Annotated in this window: 14 protein-coding genes; 8 read left to right on the top strand and 6 right to left on the bottom strand. The window is 72.3% G+C overall.

The window, feature by feature from the left end; all coding sequences use genetic code 11:
• The first annotated feature begins 71 nt into the window (after nt 1-71).
• Nucleotides 72-1301 (top strand): hypothetical protein, encoded by a 1230-nt coding sequence (locus AB0B86_RS13375; protein WP_357411990.1) that lies wholly within the window; start codon nt 72-74, stop codon nt 1299-1301.
• A gap of 46 nt (nt 1302-1347) precedes the next feature.
• Here AB0B86_RS13375 and metG read toward each other — a convergent pair whose 3' ends face one another.
• Nucleotides 1348-3150: a methionine--tRNA ligase gene (metG, locus tag AB0B86_RS13370; RefSeq protein ID WP_357411989.1), complete on the bottom strand. Its 1803-nt coding sequence runs from the start codon at nt 3148-3150 to the stop codon at nt 1348-1350.
• 158 nt (nt 3151-3308) lie between these two features.
• Here metG and AB0B86_RS13365 point away from each other — a divergent pair, with 158 nt between their 5' ends.
• Complete coding sequence (locus AB0B86_RS13365) at nt 3309-4460, top strand: hypothetical protein (protein WP_357411988.1); 1152 nt, start codon at nt 3309-3311, stop codon at nt 4458-4460.
• 31 nt (nt 4461-4491) lie between these two features.
• On the opposite strand, the gene rsmI is transcribed toward AB0B86_RS13365, so the two are convergent.
• Nucleotides 4492-5340 carry a 16S rRNA (cytidine(1402)-2'-O)-methyltransferase gene (rsmI, locus tag AB0B86_RS13360; protein WP_357411987.1) on the bottom strand — a complete coding sequence of 283 codons (849 nt, stop codon included), beginning with the start codon at nt 5338-5340 and terminating at the stop codon, nt 4492-4494.
• Nucleotides 5341-5472: 132 nt separating this feature from the next.
• Here rsmI and AB0B86_RS13355 point away from each other — a divergent pair, with 132 nt between their 5' ends.
• From AB0B86_RS13355 to AB0B86_RS13345, 3 genes are all read left to right on the top strand, one after another.
• Entirely contained in the window at nt 5473-7134 is a 1662-nt protein-coding gene (locus AB0B86_RS13355; protein WP_357412025.1) for a phospholipid carrier-dependent glycosyltransferase, read from the top strand.
• 366 nt (nt 7135-7500) lie between these two features.
• Nucleotides 7501-8784 carry a VWA domain-containing protein gene (locus AB0B86_RS13350; RefSeq protein WP_357411986.1) on the top strand — a complete coding sequence of 428 codons (1284 nt, stop codon included), beginning with the start codon at nt 7501-7503 and terminating at the stop codon, nt 8782-8784.
• A 14-nt stretch (nt 8785-8798) separates the two neighbouring features.
• Nucleotides 8799-9566: a peptidase gene (locus AB0B86_RS13345; protein WP_357418115.1), complete on the top strand. Its 768-nt coding sequence runs from the start codon at nt 8799-8801 to the stop codon at nt 9564-9566.
• Between the two features lie 51 nt (nt 9567-9617).
• Here AB0B86_RS13345 and AB0B86_RS13340 read toward each other — a convergent pair whose 3' ends face one another.
• The gene (locus AB0B86_RS13340; RefSeq protein WP_357411985.1) at nt 9618-9887 is read right to left on the bottom strand and encodes a hypothetical protein; all 270 of its coding nucleotides are present in this window, start codon (nt 9885-9887) and stop codon (nt 9618-9620) included.
• 200 nt (nt 9888-10087) lie between these two features.
• Between AB0B86_RS13340 and AB0B86_RS13335 the strand changes: the two genes are divergently transcribed.
• Together AB0B86_RS13335 and AB0B86_RS13330 are read left to right on the top strand one after the other, a co-directional pair.
• A complete protein-coding gene (locus AB0B86_RS13335) occupies nt 10088-10744 on the top strand; it encodes a 4'-phosphopantetheinyl transferase superfamily protein (protein WP_357411984.1) in 657 nt (218 codons plus the stop codon).
• 106 nt (nt 10745-10850) lie between these two features.
• Nucleotides 10851-11198 (top strand): hypothetical protein, encoded by a 348-nt coding sequence (locus tag AB0B86_RS13330; protein ID WP_357417986.1) that lies wholly within the window; start codon nt 10851-10853, stop codon nt 11196-11198.
• A gap of 87 nt (nt 11199-11285) precedes the next feature.
• Here AB0B86_RS13330 and AB0B86_RS13325 read toward each other — a convergent pair whose 3' ends face one another.
• Complete coding sequence (locus AB0B86_RS13325) at nt 11286-12299, bottom strand: hypothetical protein (RefSeq protein WP_357417984.1); 1014 nt, start codon at nt 12297-12299, stop codon at nt 11286-11288.
• A gap of 113 nt (nt 12300-12412) precedes the next feature.
• Nucleotides 12413-13498: a Gfo/Idh/MocA family oxidoreductase gene (locus AB0B86_RS13320; protein ID WP_357411981.1), complete on the bottom strand. Its 1086-nt coding sequence runs from the start codon at nt 13496-13498 to the stop codon at nt 12413-12415.
• A 209-nt stretch (nt 13499-13707) separates the two neighbouring features.
• On the opposite strand from AB0B86_RS13320, the gene AB0B86_RS13315 reads away from it, so the two are divergent.
• Complete coding sequence (locus tag AB0B86_RS13315) at nt 13708-14595, top strand: hypothetical protein (protein WP_357411980.1); 888 nt, start codon at nt 13708-13710, stop codon at nt 14593-14595.
• A gap of 272 nt (nt 14596-14867) precedes the next feature.
• On the opposite strand, the gene AB0B86_RS13310 is transcribed toward AB0B86_RS13315, so the two are convergent.
• On the bottom strand, nt 14868-18275 hold a 3408-nt coding region (locus tag AB0B86_RS13310), incomplete at its 5' end, for a type I polyketide synthase (protein ID WP_357417982.1).

The raw sequence follows: 18275 nt of genomic DNA, 5'->3' as shown, positions 1-18275 counted from the left end.
CGCAGCGAGCGAACCAGCAGGTACAGCAGCGTCGCGGCTCGCGCTGCTGCCGAGCGCAGCGAGGCGGCGGCGTGAGCGTCACGCCCGAAGAACGCACCGGGCTGCACGTGGCGTTCGGCGGGGGCGTCTACCCGGCCGAGGAGATCGCCCGAGGCGCCGCGTACGAGTTGTTCAGCGCCGACGAGGTGGCCGGCTTCGAGTGGGCGCCCAGGCCGGGCAGTGCCCTGCCGTGGCACCGGTTCGTGCACGTCACCGAGGTGACAGCTGTGCACGGCGTCGCGGAGCCCGCCGACGAGCCGGAGTCGCCGCTGATGATGCCCGCGCACCGGGAGCGGGGTTGGGCGTACCTGCACCAGCTCAGCCAGCAGCCGGCCGCGGCCGGTGACCCGATGCTGGCCGCGGCACGGGCGTCGGCGGTGGTCCGGCGGGGCACCCGGATGGTGAAGGTGCTCTCCGCCCAGCAGCTCGTCGGGCACCTGCGGGGCCGGTTGCCGCACGGCTTCTGTTACCGCGAGCATGACGTGGCACATCTGCGGACACCGGCGACGACGACAGTGCTGCGTACCGACGGGGAGGTCGGCAGGGACGGTCCGGAGGTGGCGTACGCGTTGCGCTGGCGGGCGTCCGACCCGGGCGACTACGACGTGCCGGTGGGCGAGGCACACCGTGGCCTGACCGCGCTGGGATCCCGGGACCGGCTCGGCGCGCCGGTGCTGGGCACCGGTTTCGTGCCGAGCAACGGTCAGCTCGTCCCGGAGTTCATCACCCGCGACTTCGCCGACCTGCCGATGCCGGCGAACGCCGCCCTGATCGCCTATCCGGCGGAGGGGGTGGAGGTGGTGCTCTACACCTACCAGGCCGAGCAGCGCGGTTGGCTGCGGATGGTGGGTCCGCAGTGGCGGCACCTGCTGGCCGGGGTGCCGGGCCTCTCGCCGGACCAGGAGTACGTGCCGAACGCCGACGTGCCGCGCGCCACCCAACTCGTCGGTTGGTACGGCGACAACGAGTACGAGGCGGTGGCGGACCTGCCCGACGGGTTCCGGGTACTGGCGATGACCCGGGCGGCCCGTTACCCGGTGAGCGCTGTGGCCCGCCGGGTCCGGTTCGCCACCTGGCGGGGCGCGGCGTGCCTGGTGCTCCGGGATGAGGCTGGCTGGTTGCGGGTGCGGCTGCGTTACCCGAACCCGGACGCGGTGGTCGCGACCGGCGCGCAGTGCCAGGAACGGGGGGTCTACGAGGCCTGGGCGCCGGGCGCCGAGGTGACCGACGACCAGGTGATGGACACCAGGTACGCGATGTGACGCCCCCCGGGCGGCAGGCTCAACTGCCGCCCGGGGTGTCGTCCGGTCAGTCGGCCAGCCGGGCCAGCTCCTCGTCGACGATCGACGGGTCGAGCTTGCGGAACACCGGCTTCGGCGCGGCCAACGGCCGACCCGCCTCGATCGGCACCGACTCCCAGCGCGCCCCGACTGTGTAGTCGCCGGTCAGCACCGGGTACGACGGGCCACCGTCCAGGTCGTCGACCTGCTCGATGACGGGCATCGGCGCGTGCACGCCGGTGCCGCCGAGCAGTTCGTGCACCTGCTGCGCGGAGTGTGGCAGGAACGGGGTGAGCAGCGTGTTGGCGTCGCTGATCACCTGGAGGGCGACGTGCAGGATGGTGCCCATCCGGGGCTTGTCCGCCTCGTCCTTGAGCTTCCACGGGGCCTGCTCGGAGAGGTACCTGTTGGCCTCGGCGACCACCTTCATCGCCTCACCGATTGCCTGCTTCTGCCGGTGTCGGCCGATCAGGTCGCCGACTCCTGCGAAGCCGGCGCGGGCCGTGGCGAGCAGCGCCTCGTCGGCCTCGGTGAGCCCGGCCGGGTCGACCGGCGGGATCGCGCCGAAGTTCTTCGCCGCCATCGAGACGCACCGGTTGACCAGGTTGCCCCAACCGGCGACCAGCTCGTCGTTGTTGCGGCGGAGGAACTCGGCCCAGGTGAAGTCGGTGTCGTTGCTCTCCGGGCCGGCGGCGGCGATGAAGTAGCGCAGCGCGTCGGCGTCGTAGCGTTCCAGGAAGTCGCGGACGTAGATGACCACCTTGCGGGACGAGGAGAACTTACGCCCCTCCATGGTCAGGTATTCGCTGGAGACGACCTCGGTGGGCAGGTTGAGCCGGCCCAGCTGGCCGGGCTCGCCGTCGCGGGAGCCCTCGCCGGAGTAGCCGGAGAGCAGGGCCGGCCAGATCACCGAGTGGAAGACGATGTTGTCCTTGCCCATGAAGTAGTAGGACCGGGCGTCCTTGCCCTCCCCGTCGGTCGACCACCACTTCCGCCACGCCTCCGGGTCGCCGGAGCGGCGGGCCCACTCGATCGAGGCGGACAGGTAGCCGATCACCGCGTCGAACCACACGTAGATCCGCTTGTCCGACCTGTCGCGCCAGCCGTCGAGCGGGATCGGCACGCCCCACTCCAGGTCACGGGTGATCGCCCGGGGCTGGAGGTCGTCGAGCAGGTTACGGGAGAACCGCAGCACGTTGGGTCGCCACCCGTCCCGGGTGTCCAGCCACTGCCGCAGCACCTCGGCCAGGGCGGGCAGGTCCAGGAAGAAGTGCTCGGTCTCGACGAACTTCGGGGTCTCCCCGTTGATCCGCGACTTCGGGTTGATCAGGTCGATCGGGTCGAGTTGGTTGCCGCAGTTGTCGCACTGGTCGCCGCGCGCGCTGTCGTATCCGCAGATCGGGCAGGTGCCCTCGATGTAGCGGTCGGGCAGGGTGCGCCCGGTGGACGGCGAGATGGCGCCCATGGTGGTCTTCGGCACGATGTAGCCGTTGCGGTACATCCCCTCGAACAGCTCCTGCACCACCGCGTAGTGGTTGCGGGTGGTGGTGCGGGTGAAGAGGTCGTAGGAGAGACCGAGGCCGTGCAGGTCCTCGACGATCACCCTGTTGTACCTGTCGGCCAGCTCGCGCGGGGTCACCCCGTCGGCGTCGGCCTGCACCTGGATGGGGGTGCCGTGCTCGTCGGTGCCGGAGACCATGAGCACGTCGTGGCCGGCCATCCGCATGTACCGGGCGAAGACGTCGGAGGGAACGCCGAAACCGGAGACGTGGCCGATGTGGCGGGGGCCGTTGGCGTACGGCCAGGCCACTGCCGCGAGAACGTGACTCATGAGCAGCAAGCCTAGTGACCCGTCCGGCGCGCCCGCGAACCAATAGGGGGTGCCGGGCCGACGGACCGGGCCGACCACCCCGGCCTTTGGTCCGATTTGTCGCCGACACGCGGTTCAACTGCCTGGTACGCCCTCCCGAGCGGTGTGCAATGAACCTCGTGACTGGCAGACGAGCGGCGCGGGACCACGAGGACCCTTCCACCGGCCCGACGGTGGGCGGCGACCCCGAACCGGCCGTATCCCGCGGTGGCGGGGTCGCGCCCCAGCCCCGGCCGGTGCCCGCCGTCGACCCGGGTGCCGCGCCGCGACCGAGCCCAGCGCCCCGGCCGGGCCCCGCCCCCCGATCGGGTCCAGCCCCCCGACCGGGCCCCGCCGCCGACCCGCAACCGGCACGGCGGCCCGCGCCCGGCGGACGGGCCGCCGAGGCGGGGCGCGACGACCCCGCGAATCTCGCCGCCACACCGGTCCGGCCCACGCCGGCCGCACCGACGCCCAGCCCGGTCCGGCCGGCCCCGGCCGCACCGACGCCCAGCCCGGCCCGGCCCGCCCCGCCGGTCCCGCCGACTGGCGCGGAGGCCGTCGAGGTCGAGCCGACCACCGGGGCGCCGGTGGACGCGGTGCCGAGCCGGGTGCCCGTCCGGCAACAGAACAGCCGGCAAGGAGGTCGCCGGCCCGGGGACGACCAACCGGAGGACGACGGCGCTTTCTGGGCACCCATCGAGCAGGTGCACTGGGACGGCACCCCGGTCCGGGCGGACCCGTCGGCGGAGCGCGACCGCTACGCACGCCCGGCGCGGCGTCGCGCGAGCCGGGCCGTCCCGCCGGATCCACTGCCCGGGCTCGCCGCGCTTGTGACGTTGACCCTGGTCACCGCCTTCTTCGCCTGGGTCAGCGCCGGCCCGTTCTGGTTGGCGGTCGGGCACGCGCGGGTGGGCACTGTGGTGATCGCCGAGTGCGCCGGCGGCGGGCTCACCCTGCGGTGTCGGGGGATCTTCACGGCGCAGGACGGACGGTTCATCGCGCACGGGGTGCGGGTCAGCGGCGTACCCGCCGGAGCGGAGGCGACCGGCACACCGTTACCGGCCCGGATGACCGGCCGGGACGGCGGCACCGCGTACGCGGACACCGGACTGGTCCGGCACCTGCGCTGGCTGCCCGGCCTGCTGGTGGTGCTTGGTTGCACCGCCGCCATCGTCAGGTGCACCGGGTCGGCCCGGCTGCCCGGCCGCCGGCACCGTCGCTGGGCCGTGGCCCTCGCCGTCACCGGCCCGGTGCTGATCACCGTCGGTTTCCTGGCCGCCGCCTGGTGAAACCGCCGTCCGGCACGGCCGGGTGCCTCGGTCAGCTGTGCACGATCGTGTAGACGTCCCGGCGGCGCAGCGCGTACTCGGTGGCGACGTCGGTGATGGCGTCGCGGCGGGACCGGCCGGCGGCCTCCCGTTCGGCAACCGCCGCACGCAGGGTGTCGTCGTCGGGGCGTTCCCGGGTTGTGACCGGCGCTCCGGCCACGACCAGGGTGATCTCACCGCGCGGGTCGCCCTCGGCCGCCCACCGGGCCAGCTCGCCGAGCGGGCGGCGGAGCACCTCCTCGTAGGTCTTTGTGAGCTCGCGGCAGAGCGCGGCGGGCCGATCCGCGCCGAACGTGTCGGCCAGGTCGGTGAGCGCCGCGCCGATCCGGTGCGGGGCTTCGAAGAAGACAAGCGTGCGCTCCTCGGCGGCGAGGGCGCGCAGCCGTGATCGGCGGGAGCCGGGGGTGCGGGGCAGGAAGCCCTCGAAGCAGAACCGGTCGCAGGGCAGCCCGGACACCGCCAGTGCGGTGGTGACGGCGCTCGGCCCGGGCGCGACGGTGATCGGCGCCCCGACCTCCAAGGCGGCCCGGACCAGCCGGTAGCCGGGGTCGGAGACGCTCGGCATCCCCCCGTCGGTGACGAGTGCCACCACGTAGCCGCCGAGGATGACCTCGACCAGCTCGGGGGTACGCCGCTCCTCGTTGCCCTCGAAGTAGGAGACGATGCGACCGCCGACGGTGATGTCGAGATCGCGGGCCAGCCGGGTGAGCCGGCGAGTGTCCTCGGCCGCGACCACGTCGGCGCTGCTCAGCACCTCCCGAAAGCGGGCCGAGGCGTCGGCGGGGTTGCCGAGCGGGGCACCGAGCAGGATCAGGCGCCCAGCTTCGGACATTTCACCCACGAATTCGTCTCCTTCATCGACAGCGAGTACCGGTATCGGGGACGACGGGCGCCACCGGGCACCTTGGCAGCCTACGATCGCCGGGTGACGAGTGCGTCGACTGCGCAGAGCCCCAGCGCCGATCCTGCCAAGATGGTCGCGGTGCCGGACGAGCCCAGCCCCCACCAGGAGCCGCCGGCACCGGCTGCCGATTCCGGCGGCGTGCCCGCCCAGATCCGGCGACGGTTCGCCACCATCGACACCCAGGCGGACCGGTTCTCCTGGGCGGCCACCGCGGTGGTCGTGGCCATCGCGGCGATCCTGCGCTTCGTCTGGCTGTCCGGCATCAAGGGCAAGATCTTCGACGAGACGTACTACGCCAAGGACGGCTACGGGCTGATCTCCCGTGGCGTGGAGTGGAACTACAAGGACAACGGCCCGTCGTACGTCGTGCACCCACCGCTCGGCAAGTGGCTGATCGGCCTCGGCGAGTGGGCCTTCGGCTATCAGGACGCCGACTCGAAGGTCTCGGTCCCCGGGCACCTGATGACCACCGCGCCGGAGTTCGGCTGGCGGTTCTCGGCGGCCGTGATCGGCACGCTGTCGGTGTTGCTGCTGGTCCGCATCGGTCGACGGATGTTCCGCTCGACGGTGCTCGGCTGCGCCGCCGGCCTGCTGCTCGCCCTGGACGGCTTCCACCTGGTGCTGTCCCGGGCAGCGCTGCTCGACATCTTCCTGCTCTTCTTCGTGCTCGCCGCGTTCGGCGCGTTGGTGCTCGATCGGGACGCCCGCCGTCGCCGCTGGGGGCGGGCGCTCGACGACGGGCTCGACCCGACCCAGCCGGGCCGTGCCGGCCGACCGCCCACCGGTTGGCGCAACTGGCCGTGGTGGCGGTTGGCAGCCGGCGTGCTGATCGGCTGCGCCTGCGCGGTGAAGTGGAGCGCCCTGTACTTCGTCCCGGCCTTCGCGCTGCTTGTCCTCTTCTGGGAGGTCGGCGTACGCCGCTCGGCGGGGGTCCGCCGGCCCTGGCGGAACGCCCTGGTCGAGGAGTTGCCCTGGCTGGTGCTGGCCGGCGTGCTCATGGTCGGCACCTATCTCGCCACCTGGTCGGGCTGGCTGATCACCGACGACGGCTACTACCGGCTCGCCTCGGCGTACCCGGCCGCCCCGCTCAGCGACCGCCCGGTGATCGGCCCGCTGATCAACCTCTTCGAGTACCACCGGGCGGCGTACGGCTTCCACGCCCAGCTCGACGACGCGCACAAATACCAGTCGTGGCCGTGGCAGTGGCTGCTGCTCGGCCGACCGGTGGCGTTCCACTGGTCCGGTGACGTCGCCTGCGGCGCACCGACCTGCGCCTCCGAGATCCTCCTGCTGGGCACCCCGCTGCTCTGGTGGTCGTTCCTGCCCGCCTTGGCGGCGCTGGCCTGGCTGGGCCTGGCCCGTCGCGACTGGCGGGCCGGCGCGATCCTGCTCACCGTGGCCGCCGGGCTGCTGCCGTGGTTCTGGTTCGCCCTCGACGGCCGGACGATGTTCTCGTTCTACGCCGCGCCGGCGTTGCCCTTCCTGGTGCTGGCCGTGGTGTACGTGCTGGGCGTGCTGATCGCGCCCGCCGGTGGTGAGGTGGGTACGGTGGCGCCGCTGGTGCCCGGCGATCCGAGTTACGAACGCCGACTGGTGGGCAGCGTCGCGGCCGGGGCGTACGTGCTGCTGGTGGGGATCTGCTTCGCGTACTTTTATCCGATCTTCGTCGGCAAGAGCATCCCGTATGCGGACTGGTTGTCCCGGATGTGGCTCGACGGCCGGTGGATATAAGCACCGACAGGCGACGCGCCGCACAGCGCGACGGAGAAGGGCCCGCACGCCGAAGCGTGCGGGCCCTTCTGACAAAGACGCGCGCCCCGATCGCCTGCCACGGGGGAAGCGGGCGATTGGGGCGCGCATCAAGAGCTTAACCACCGCGCACCACCGGCACAACGGGTCGACTTAAGTCAGATTTCCGACCGATAGCGGCCAAGCCGATATTTGCCATCGAACAGTTGACCTAGGGTGAGCCGGCGTGGACCCAACCCGCGACGCCGAGCGGTAGGCGACGCCCGTCGACGCGGCCGGGGACGGCCCTACTGGAAAGTGCACCAACCCAAGTGATCATCCAAAGTGGATCTCACTACACTGCGGGCCGTGATCAACTTCAAACGATCGGCGGCTGTCCTGCTCGGACTGTTGGCGACCACCGCGCTGACCGGGCCGGTCCCCGCACGGGCCGGCGAGGAGCAGGTGCCCGAACCGCCCCGGGTTGAACTCGTCCTCGATGTCAGCGGCTCGATGCGCGCCGCCGACATCGACGGACGCAGCCGGATCTCGGTGGCCCAGCAGGCCTTCAACGAGGTCGTGGACGCACTGCCGGAGGACACCCAGCTCGGCATCCGGGTGCTCGGCGCCACCTACCGCGGCAAGGACAAGAAGGTCGGCTGCCAGGACACCCAGCAGATCGTGCCGGTCGGGCCGGTGGACCGCTCCGCGGCGAAGGCCGCGGTGGCGACGCTGCGGCCGACCGGGTTCACGCCGGTCGGCCTCGCCCTGCGCTCGGCAGCGCAGGACCTGGGCACCGGGGCCACCACCAGACGGATCGTGCTGATCACCGACGGGGAGGACACCTGCGCACCGCCGGACCCGTGCGAGGTGGCCCGCGAACTGGCCGCCCAGGGCACCAGCCTGGTCGTCGACACCCTCGGCCTGGCCCCTGACGAGAAGGTCCGGCGGCAACTGCTCTGCATCGCCAGCGCGACCGGCGGCACCTACACCGCCGCCCAGAGCGCCGAGGAGCTGACCGGCCGGATCAAGCAGCTCGTCGAGCGCGCCGCCGACACCAACACCCGGGCACCGACGGTCGTCGGTGGCGCGAACGCCTGCGCGGCGGCGCCACTACTCGCCCCCGGCGTCTACGCCGACCGGGAGGCGTTCTCCGAGCACCGCTACTACCGGGTGCCGGTACGCCCCGGGCAGGAGCTTCGGGCCTCGGTGAGCATGGCGCTGGACCGGGCGGTCAACCGGGACTACGGGGTGCTGCTGCGGGCCACCGCGGCGGACGGCCGTGAGCTGGTCCGCGGCGCGGACGCCGGCAGCGGGCGAGCCGACGTGCTCTCCGCCGGGCTGCGCTGGTCCGCCACCGCCGACGACGAGGACGCCGCGAAGACCGACGAGAGCGCCGCCCCGGTCGTCGAACCCACCACCGTCTGCCTGGTGGTGAGCAACTCGTTCGCTCCGCGTCCCGGCACCGCGGCGACTCCGGGCCTGCCCGTGGAGTTGACCATCGACGTGGTCGCCGCCACGCCCGCGCCGAACGGTCCGGACCTCGGCCGGGGTTGGGTCCTGCTCGCCCTGCTCACCATCGTCGGGCTGCTCGCCGGCCTGCTCGCTGGCCTGCTCACCCGCTGGTGGGTCGCCACCTGGAGGGAGAACTGATGGGTACCGCACTGATGCGTTCGCTGGCGGCACTGCTTACCGCCGGCGGGGCCGCGCTCCTCCCTGCCCCGGCCGCCGCCGCGCCGACCCCCTCCCCCGGGGCCACCCCGGTGAACCGGGCCGGCACGTCGTTCCTCAGCGCCACCCCGATCACCGCCGGGCAACCCGTGCGGGTGGACGCCTCGATCGGCGACCACCTGTACTGGTCGTTCCCGGCGACCGCCGGCCAGGTACAGGAGATCAGCGCCACCGTCACCTTCCCGAAGGGACGCAGCGGCGCGTCCACCTGGACGGTCGACGTCTTCGACGGGCTACGTCGACGTCAGGCCTGCACGGCGGGGGCGCAGACCCCGACCGTGGACGCCGCGGCGACGAGCGTGGCGCTCGGCTGCACACTGCGCGAGGTGCGACAGTGGGCCGAGCCCTGGTCGGCCGACCCGCTGCCCGGCTCGTACGTGGTCCGGCTCTCCGTGATCGACCTGCCGGAGCCGGATCTGGGCGCGCCGATCGACGTGGACCTGCTGGTCGGCACCATCGCCGATCGGGGCGCCTCGGCCGACGACGGTGAGTTGGCCGCACCACTGGTGCCGAACACCGAGGCGGGCACGGTGCTCAACGCCGTACCCCCGGTGGACCCGGATGCCGACGACGAGAGTGACCCGCTCGGGGGCTGGTTGCCGGATCTCGGCTCGCGTTGGGTCTGGACCGGCATCGGCGGCGTGCTCGCCGCGGTGGCCGGCGTGGTGGGTTTCGCGGTGACCCGGCGGCCCAGGCGGCGCTGAGGCGTCCGGCCGCGCTGGTGGCCTCCGCCCGACGGCGGGGCCACCAGCGGGTCAGCCGCGCCGCGGGCCGCGGGGCAGCCAGCCGATGAACCGGTCCTGAAGCGACATCACCGGGGCGGTACGCAGATCCTCGGCGGCGGCGGCGAGGCAGGAGCCCAGATAGACGCTGAGCATTGCCCGGTCACTGCCGTACTCGGCGAGCAACCGGCTGCGCTTCGTCGCGCACGGCCACTCGTCACCGCAGGAGCCGCAGCTCCAGCAGGGGGTTTTCGGGGCGTGATCATCGGCCCGCGTCCCCGCCCGTTCGGCACCATCGGTCATCGCACGTCCTTCCAATGTCCACGGGACTGACCGGCGGCAGCGCCCGGCCAAGGTTCGATGGTGGTCCCCCCGGAGCCATCAGAGAGGGCGATACGCGGCCCTCCGGTGTTACATCCTTGCGGTACCTTCTCCGGTTGTGGGAGTCGGAAATTTGACTGTCGGCCCGATGCGCCATTCCTACCAACAGGTAGGCCAGCGCGATGTATGACCTACTGCCGTCGACCGTCGCGGTGGCCGTCGCTGGGCCGAACGACTGGGTGGGCGAGCTGCTCGCCGCCGAGCAGGCGTGCCTCAGCGACCAGGCCGTGGAGTCCCGTCGCCGGGATTTCACCGCCGGGCGGGTCTGCGCCCGCCGGGCACTCACCGCGCTCGGCCTGCCACCGACCGCCGTGCCGGCCGCCGCCGACCGGGCTCCGGTCTGGCCGGCCGGGGTGGTCGGCACCATCACCCACACCGCCGGCTACTGCGCCGCCGCCGCGGCGCACACAAGCGACATCCGGTCCGTCGGCATGGACGCCGAGCAGCACCGGGAGATCAGTCCTGGGGTACGCCGACTCGTGCTGCTGCCCGAGGAGGAGGCCGACTGCGCGCGGCTGCCCGACGACATCTACTGGCCGATCGTGCTGTTCAGTGCGAAGGAGACCGTCTACAAGGTCTGGCATCCGGTCGTCGGGACCTGGTTGGATTTCCTCGACGCCCGGCTCGACATCGATCCGGACGCGGGCACGTTCACCGCCCGGATCGCACCGGCCCGGCTGCACGAGGCGGGGGTCGACGACCCGCCGGCATCGATCACGGGCCGTTTCGCGGTGGCCGACGGGTTGGTCCGCACCGCCGCCGTGCTGTCCCTTCACTGACCGCAACCGGCGCGGCATCCTCCGGCACGACGACCGAGCCATCGGCCACGCACGGTAGCGTCGATGGAGTTCTCGCACCGCAGGTACCGAGGCGTCAAGGAGTACGGTGACCCACCCCCAGCCCCCTGTCGGGCCGCACCATTCCCAGCAGTCGAACGCCGCGCCGCCGAGCCGTCCGTTCGCGGCGACACCGCAGCCACCGTTCTCGGGGGCCGCGTACCCGACAGCTGGCGGCGGATTCCCGGCGACGGCCATGCCGGGTCATCCGCTCGTCGCGCCGGCGACGGCCCGGACGAACGCCGCCAAGACGAGCGCCGTGATCGTCGCGGTCAGCGCGGCGGTGCTCACCCTGCTCTGCTGCGCGGGCGGCATCGTGGCGGTCGTCATCGGCACCAACCGGCCCGACCACGCCACTGCCAACGCGATCGGGACCACCGGCTCCCGGAGGTCGTAACGCCAGGCGCACGGGCGTGAAGCGGGCGAGCATCCATTCCGGATGCTCGCCCGCTCCAGTTGTCGGCAGGTGCCGTCGCCGGTCGGCTCAGCAGCCCGTCCAGCGCACCGGGGTGAGTCGCTCACCGTTGCGGAACCCGACGATCGTGCCGGTGTCGGAGATGGAACGTGCGCCGATGCCCACCTCGTCGCTGCCGCCCGGCAGCACCCGGGAGGTCGCGCCGCGCACGACGCGGTCAGCGCCCACCACTACGCCCTTGGCGTTGACGTCCTCCAACAACGGCGACTGCGGGTCGAGCGTCGTGTACGAGCCGTCCCGGAGGTTCCAGCGCACCGGCACCCAGATGCTGTCCGGCAGGTCGACATGGCCGATCGCCCAGTGACCGGCAGCTGCGCTGACATAGGACATCTGCGCGCCGGGGACCGTGAGTGCGTCGTACCGGCCGTTCGGCCGGCGGACCCAGCTGGTCCAGTACCCGAAGTCACCGGCGCTACCGACGATGGTCCCGTTCGCGGTGATCCCTTCCGGCCGGGCATTGGCCGGGGCGTCGAGCACCTCGACCGTGCCCGGCCGAGCGGCCGGCCAGCGCAGCACGAAGTACTCGTCGGTGACGACGTCCGTACCGAAACCGACGATGTCGCCGGCCTTGTTGATGGCGGTGACGGAGATGCCCGTGGTGGACGGCACCACAGGCAGTTGCTCGACCTTGCCGTTGCGGTACCGCCACGGCTGGCCGTTGACGCCCTCACCCCAGCCGTTGCCGATCACGACGCCGTCGGCGTTGACGTCGGCAGGGGTCGCCATGCTCGGCGCCTCGACCTCGGTGAGCCGATCCCCGTCCCAGAACAGCAGCAGGTACTGGTTGCCGTCCTCGGTCTCGCGCAGTCCGTCGCCGGCGATGAAGCGGCCGGACGGGTCGATGACGCTCGCGCCGGCCCGGTAGGTGTCGGTCGGGTACGGCAGCGTGCTGATCTTGCAGGTGCCGAGGGCGGCGGCCCTGGGCGCGGCGGTCGCCGGTGACGAGGCAGCGACGCCGAGGACGGTGGCCAGCAGTCCGGCGGCGCTGATGCCGGCCAACGTCCGTCGAGTGGTGTGAGTCATTTCTTCTCCCCGTGTGAGCCCGGCTGGTCCCGGGCGCCGATTACTACCTGTGCCACGCCCGAACGGGAGGCACGGTTGCAGCCTGTCGGGGAGACGACAGCAGCCCTGTCGGCCTACCGTGCCCACTGTTGAGTCGTGGCGACGACCGGCCCGCCGGTGCGTACCGATTCTTCGACGGCGAGGCTGATCAGGTGGTCCTGACACGCCTCGGCCAGCGGGTACGGCGCTGGGCCCGCGTCGCGCGCCCAGGCACCGGTACGGGCGAGGAGGTCCGCCACCGCGATGTCGTCGTCGGACATCCCACTGCCGACGAACGGATTGCGGTAGACGACGACGCCGTCAAAGCTGATGTGCTTCAGGTCCAGCCCTTCCAGGTTCAGGTCGAGCCCGGTCTGGCGACGCACCAGGGACGACTCCACAGGTGTCTCCGGGTCGACCAGGCGGACCACCCGGTCGTCCACCAGCTCACCGAGTGACCCCCGGACCACCAGTCGGCGGGTGCGCAGCGGATTCCACCACTGGTTGTCGGTGAAGTCGTACAGGCCCATCCGCCCGTCGAAATCGATTGTCGCGAGGGTGGTGGTGAGCTGCTCCGGGGTGCTGTCGCCCCGCCAACCGGCCGGCGACAGCGGGTTCGCCAGCGGTGCGACGAAGGCCCGCGCGCTGACCTCGGCGGTGTCGAAGCCGACGCCGAGCAGACCACGGATCAGCGAGACGGCGTGGTAGAGGTGCGTCGAGGAGAGCTGGACCGAGGTCGGCTCGCCGAGCACCCCGGCGCGGACCAACCCCAGCCGGGCCGCGTGCCCCGGCATCAGCAGGTACTGCTCGGCGACCTGCACCAGACCGCTGCCGCCGACGTCGGCCCAGAGCGACCGCAACCCCGCCAGGTCCGGGGCGGGCGGCGTTTCGGCGAGCACCGGCACGCCGGCCGCGACCAGCTCCCTTGTCGCGTCCGGCGTCACCGGCCAGGGGACCGACACGATGACGAAGTCCGGTCGCTCGTGGGCGAGCAGGTCGGTGGTCGTGCGGAAGGTCGGCACGCCCCATTCGGCCGTCACCACGGCACCACGCGATTCGGTACGGGTGACCACGCCGGTCACCTGGAACCGCTCCGGCAGGAGGCGAGCCAGGCGGAGGAAGAACTCGCCCCGCCAGCCACTGCCGACGATACCGAACCGGGTCTGGGCCGCCGCTGTCATCTGGGCTCCTCTCGTCGAAACCCGGATGCTAACCGCCCGGCCTCGACCGCCCGCCGGATTGCGGCCGTACGGGCGACTGGTGACTGACGCTCCCCTTTGTACGAACTGTCGCAGCGGTCGAACATGACAATCGATGCGTGGCGTAATGAGCTGACAGTGACCGCCGGGCAACCGTCCGCGCGGTTGTCTCGTACCAGAGAGGAACGGGGATGCAAGGATCCTGGCGTAAGGCGGCGCTCGCAGCCGCCCTGTCCATCATTGGTGTGTCGGGTGGGTTGGTCCTGGCGGCACCTGCGCAGGCGCAGACAGTGGAGTCCGGATCGGTCTCCTTCAGCGGCGATCCCGGTGACTACATCACCGGTGGCGACTCCTATTCATACTCCACCGACGCCGGCGACCAACTCACCACGTACGGCTCGGTCGACAACAGCCGCGTGACGGTGAGCATCGACGGCTACAACGGCGACTGGTGGTCTCTGAGCCTCGACGCGCCCGGCACCGCGGCGTTGGCCCCGGGCACCTACCAGGCCGCGACCCGCTACCCGTTCAACGGGGCCGGCCCCGGCCTCGACCTGTCCGGCAACGGGCGGGGCTGCAACCAACTGACCGGCAGCTTCACGGTCATCAACGCGGTGTTCGGTCCGAACGGCTACGTGCAGACCTTCGACGCCACCTACGAGCAGCACTGTGAGGGCGGCACGGCGGCCGCCCGCGGCGAGGTGCACATCGCCAACCCGGCACCGCCCGAGCGGCTGGCACTCGAACTCGCCGTGGCGACCGACGGCATCGCCCACCGGGTGAACGGCAACGCGGTCCTGCACGGCACGGTGAGCTGCAACCTGCCCAGCGCGGTGACGCTTGACGGCAATGTCACCCAGATCGTCAGGAAGGTGCTCGTTCGCGGCAGCTTCTCCACCCTGGTGAACTGCACCCCGGGCAGCCCGACCCCGTGGACGGCCGCGGCCGTCCCGGGCGGCACCACCCCGTTCGCCAAGGGCCTGGCCGAGGCCATCACCCTGGCCCGCGGCTACGACGCCGAATACGACGAGTACGTCAGGGTGGACAACACCACGACGGTGAAGCTCACCCGGTCCTGACCGGTCGACGCCTGGCGGCCGGCCACGGGCCGGCCGCCAGGCGCTACGGTTGCCGGGTCCACGACGGGAGCACCACTACTACCGGTCCTGCCTCGACCCGATCAGGTTTTGTGTGGGCACCTTCCACAGGCCACTCGGGAGCGAAGTACACCGACACCTTGATCCAACTCGCCACCAGGAACCTCTTCGCGGCGCCCAGGGTGACGTCTCCGGACGAGGTCCCGGTGCGCACCGTGCCGCCCCGGACCGCGGCGATGTTCACCAAGCCCATGTCAGCCCTGCGCGAGCAGCCACTCGTGCACGGCCAGGGCTGTGGTGTCCGAATGGTCCTCGAGCATCGAAAAGTGGTTGCCCGGGACGTCGATCAGCGCGTGCTCCAGCTCCCAGGACCCCTCCAGCAGCAGCGACGTGCCGTCGGACTCCTCGATCGCGTACGGGTCGCGGGCGCGGACGAACAGCGTGGGCGCCGCCGTGTGCTCCGGCTTCCATTCCCGGAAGATCCGGGTGTAACCGCCCATCGCGGTGAGCCGGTAGTCGTCGACGACGGTGTACGCGCCGTCGCGCTCCAGCATCCCCCGCGTCATCGCGGTCAGCGCCGGCCCGGCCCCGCCGCAGGGGTAGGTGTCCAACAGCACCACCGCCGCTGGCCGTACGCCGCGGGACTCCAGTTCGCGGGCGACGATGTTGGCCACCCAGCCTCCGGCAGAACGGCCCAGCAGCGCGAACTCCTGCCCGTCAGCCACCGCCAGCACCGCGTCGGCCTGAACCTGGGCCAGCGCGACCAGCGAGGCGGGCAGCAGTTCGCCGTCGTCGAAGCCGGGCTGCGGCAATGCCGTCACGCCGCGGACGTCGAGCAGGGTGGCGGCGAAGCGGGCGTACTCGTGCGCGCCGGAGACCGCACTGAACGCCGGGAAGCAGATCAGCGTCGGCGTGGCCGGACCCCGGGCCAGGCGCACCGGCGCCGGTCTGCGGTCCAGCCGCACGGGTTCGGTGAAGGCCTTCCGCAGCATGGAGGCGACCATGAGCAGCTGGGCACCGTCTTGGATGCGCCCGGCCAGGCAGGCGTCCTTGAACAGCGCGGTAATACTGCCCGGCGCCGCCAGGGCCGCGGGCGCGGCTGAAGGTCCGGTCAGTGGTGCCGCTTGCAGCCGCGCGGTGATCTCGGAGGCGAGCGCGGCGGCGGTCGGGAAGGCGAAGACCATCGTCGGAGGCAGGTCCAGCCCGGTCGCCGCCTTCATCCGGCTGCGCAGCTCCACGGCGGTGAGCGAGTCGAAGCCCAGCTCCTGGAACTCCCGGTCGGCGGGGACGCCGTGGGCCGAGGGCAGGGCCAGCACGAGTGCCGCTTCGGCGCGTACCCGGTCCAGCACGGCGGCGTGCCAGGCGTCGGCGGGCAGGCCCGCCAGGCGCTGGCGCAGGCTGTCGTCGGACGCGAGCGCCGTCGCGGTCCCCATGCGGCGCCGCGCTGGGACCAGACCGTGCAGGATCGGCGGGGTACGCTCCGCCGCTAGCTGCTGAGGCTGCAACCCCATCGGGATGAGCAGCCGCGCGTCGCCCGCCAGCGCAGCGTCCAGGAGAGCCAGTCCCTCGGCCGCCGACAGCGGGCGCACCCCGGAACGGGCCAGTCGCGACCGGTCGGCCACGCTCAGCCCTTCCGTGATCCCGCCCGACTGGTCCCACAGCCCCCACGCCAGCGACAGCGCGGGCAGCCCGAGTGAGCCGCGCAGCAGCGCCAGACCGTCCAGATAGGCGTTGGCGGCGGCATAGCTCGCCTGGCCCGGGTTGCCGAGCACCCCGGCGGCCGACGAGAACAGCACGAACATGCGCAGGTCCAGCCCTGCGGTCAGCTCGTGCAGCGTTCCGGCGGCACCCGCCTTCGGACCCCACACGCCCGCCAGGCGCTGCGGCGTGAGCGCGGTGACCATGCCGTCGTCGAGCACTCCCGCCGCGTGCACCACCCCGATCAGCCGATGCCGCGGGTCGACCGTGGCCAGCACGCCGGCCAGCTCGGCCGGGTCGGCCACGTCCGCAGCCAGCACCTTGACCGTCGCCGCCCCGGCCTCGCGCAGCTCGGCGAGCAGCTCCGGCACGCCCGGAGCGGCCCCGCCCCGTCGCGACACCAGCAGCAGATTCCGTACGCCATGCCGGGCCACCAGGTGCCGCGCGGCGAGCGCGCCGAGGCCGCTCGTACCGCCGGTGACCAGGACCGTGCCGTCGGTCAGGTCCGGCGCGGAGACCGGCTCGGCCTCGGCGGGCGCCGATCGGACCACGCGCGGCATCAGCCAGCCGCCGTCCCGCCAGGCCAACTGCGGTTCCGGCCCCACCGCGGCGGCCAGGTCGACCGGCGCGCCGTCGGGGACGTCGACGAGGACCAGCCGACCCGGATGTTCCGCCTGCGCCGATCGGACCAGGCCCCACACCGCCGCCATCGCGGGGCGTACCGGCTCGCCGGGAATGGCGGCGACCGCGCCAGAGGTCACGACGAGCAACTGCCGGGCCGGGTCGGTGTCGTCGGCCACCCACCACTGCACCTCGCCGAGCACCTCCGCGAGCAGCGACAGCGGCCCGTCGGCCGGCTCGGTGACCCGCAGGACCTGCGGGGACGCGGCGCTCGGGGCGGTGGCGACGGGCGCCGCGAGCCAGTCCAGGGCATACATGGACCGGGACGAGTCGCCGAGCTGCTGGGCAGTAACCGGGCGCCCCGCGAGGGAGGCGACTGTGGCGACCGGATTGCCGGCCGCGTCGGCGAGTTGCAGGGACAGCGACGCGGGAGTGGGACGCGTGAGACGCACCCGAACCGAGGTTGCGCCGACCGCCTGGACCGCCACGTCCTGCCAGGCGAACGGCAGGATCGTCGCGCCGGAGCCGCCGGTCATCAGCAGCGGGTGCAGACAGGCGTCAAACAGAGCTGGATGCAGCGCGAACCGCTCGGCGCCACCCTCGGGCAGCACCACCTCGGCGAAGACCTCCTCGCCGCGCCGCCAGACCCGCCGTACGCCCTGGAACGCGGGACCATAGGCGTAGCCGTGCGCGGCCAGGGCTGCATAGGCGTCGTCGACGTCCACCGGCTCCGCCCTTGCCGGCGGCCAGACCGCCATCTCCGCATCGGACCGCACCGGGCTGCCGCTCGACACTCGGCCCGAGGCGTGGCGAGGCCACCCAGTGTCGTCACCGGAGTAGACGGCGACCGGCCGGTCGCCCGAGCCGTCGTCGGCGCCCACGATGACCCGGATCTGCACGGCAGCGGTTTCGGGCAGGACCAGGGGTGCTTCGATAGTGAGTTCGCGCAACGTGGAGCAGCCGACATGGTCTCCCGCGGTGATCGCGAGCTCGACCAACGCGGTGCCGGGCACAATAGTCTGGCCGAGCACAACATGATCGGAAAGCCACGGCGACGCCGCCGTCGACAGACGACCGGTACAGACCACACCAGAGTCGTCGGGCAGCACCACGACCGCGCCCAGCAGCGGGTGGTCTGCGGCGGTCAACCCGGCGCCGGTCAAGTCGGCACCGCCGCCACTGTCGCGCAGCCAGTAGCTTTCCCGCTGGAACGCGTAGGTGGGCAGGTCGACGTGCTCGGCGGCCGGGCCATAGAACGCGTTCCAGTCGAGGTCGACTCCCGCGACCGCCGCCCGCGCTACCGCCGTGACCAACGCATCTACCTCACCCGCATCCTGCCCCAC

The organism is Micromonospora sp. NPDC049047, assembly GCF_040649135.1.
Classification (GTDB): Bacteria; Actinomycetota; Actinomycetes; order Mycobacteriales; family Micromonosporaceae; genus Micromonospora.
This window is presented reverse-complemented; position numbering and strand designations above follow the sequence as displayed.

Coding starts and splice junctions, on each gene's coding strand:
- AB0B86_RS13325 (WP_357417984.1), bottom strand. CDS start 12,299: ATGACTCACACCACTCGACGGACGTTGGCCGGCATCAGCGCCGCCGGA.
- AB0B86_RS13315 (WP_357411980.1), top strand. CDS start 13,708: ATGCAAGGATCCTGGCGTAAGGCGGCGCTCGCAGCCGCCCTGTCCATC.
- AB0B86_RS13355 (WP_357412025.1), top strand. CDS start 5,473: ATGGTCGCGGTGCCGGACGAGCCCAGCCCCCACCAGGAGCCGCCGGCA.
- AB0B86_RS13345 (WP_357418115.1), top strand. CDS start 8,799: ATGCGTTCGCTGGCGGCACTGCTTACCGCCGGCGGGGCCGCGCTCCTC.
- AB0B86_RS13340 (WP_357411985.1), bottom strand. CDS start 9,887: ATGACCGATGGTGCCGAACGGGCGGGGACGCGGGCCGATGATCACGCC.
- AB0B86_RS13335 (WP_357411984.1), top strand. CDS start 10,088: ATGTATGACCTACTGCCGTCGACCGTCGCGGTGGCCGTCGCTGGGCCG.
- AB0B86_RS13320 (WP_357411981.1), bottom strand. CDS start 13,498: ATGACAGCGGCGGCCCAGACCCGGTTCGGTATCGTCGGCAGTGGCTGG.
- metG (WP_357411989.1), bottom strand. CDS start 3,150: ATGAGTCACGTTCTCGCGGCAGTGGCCTGGCCGTACGCCAACGGCCCC.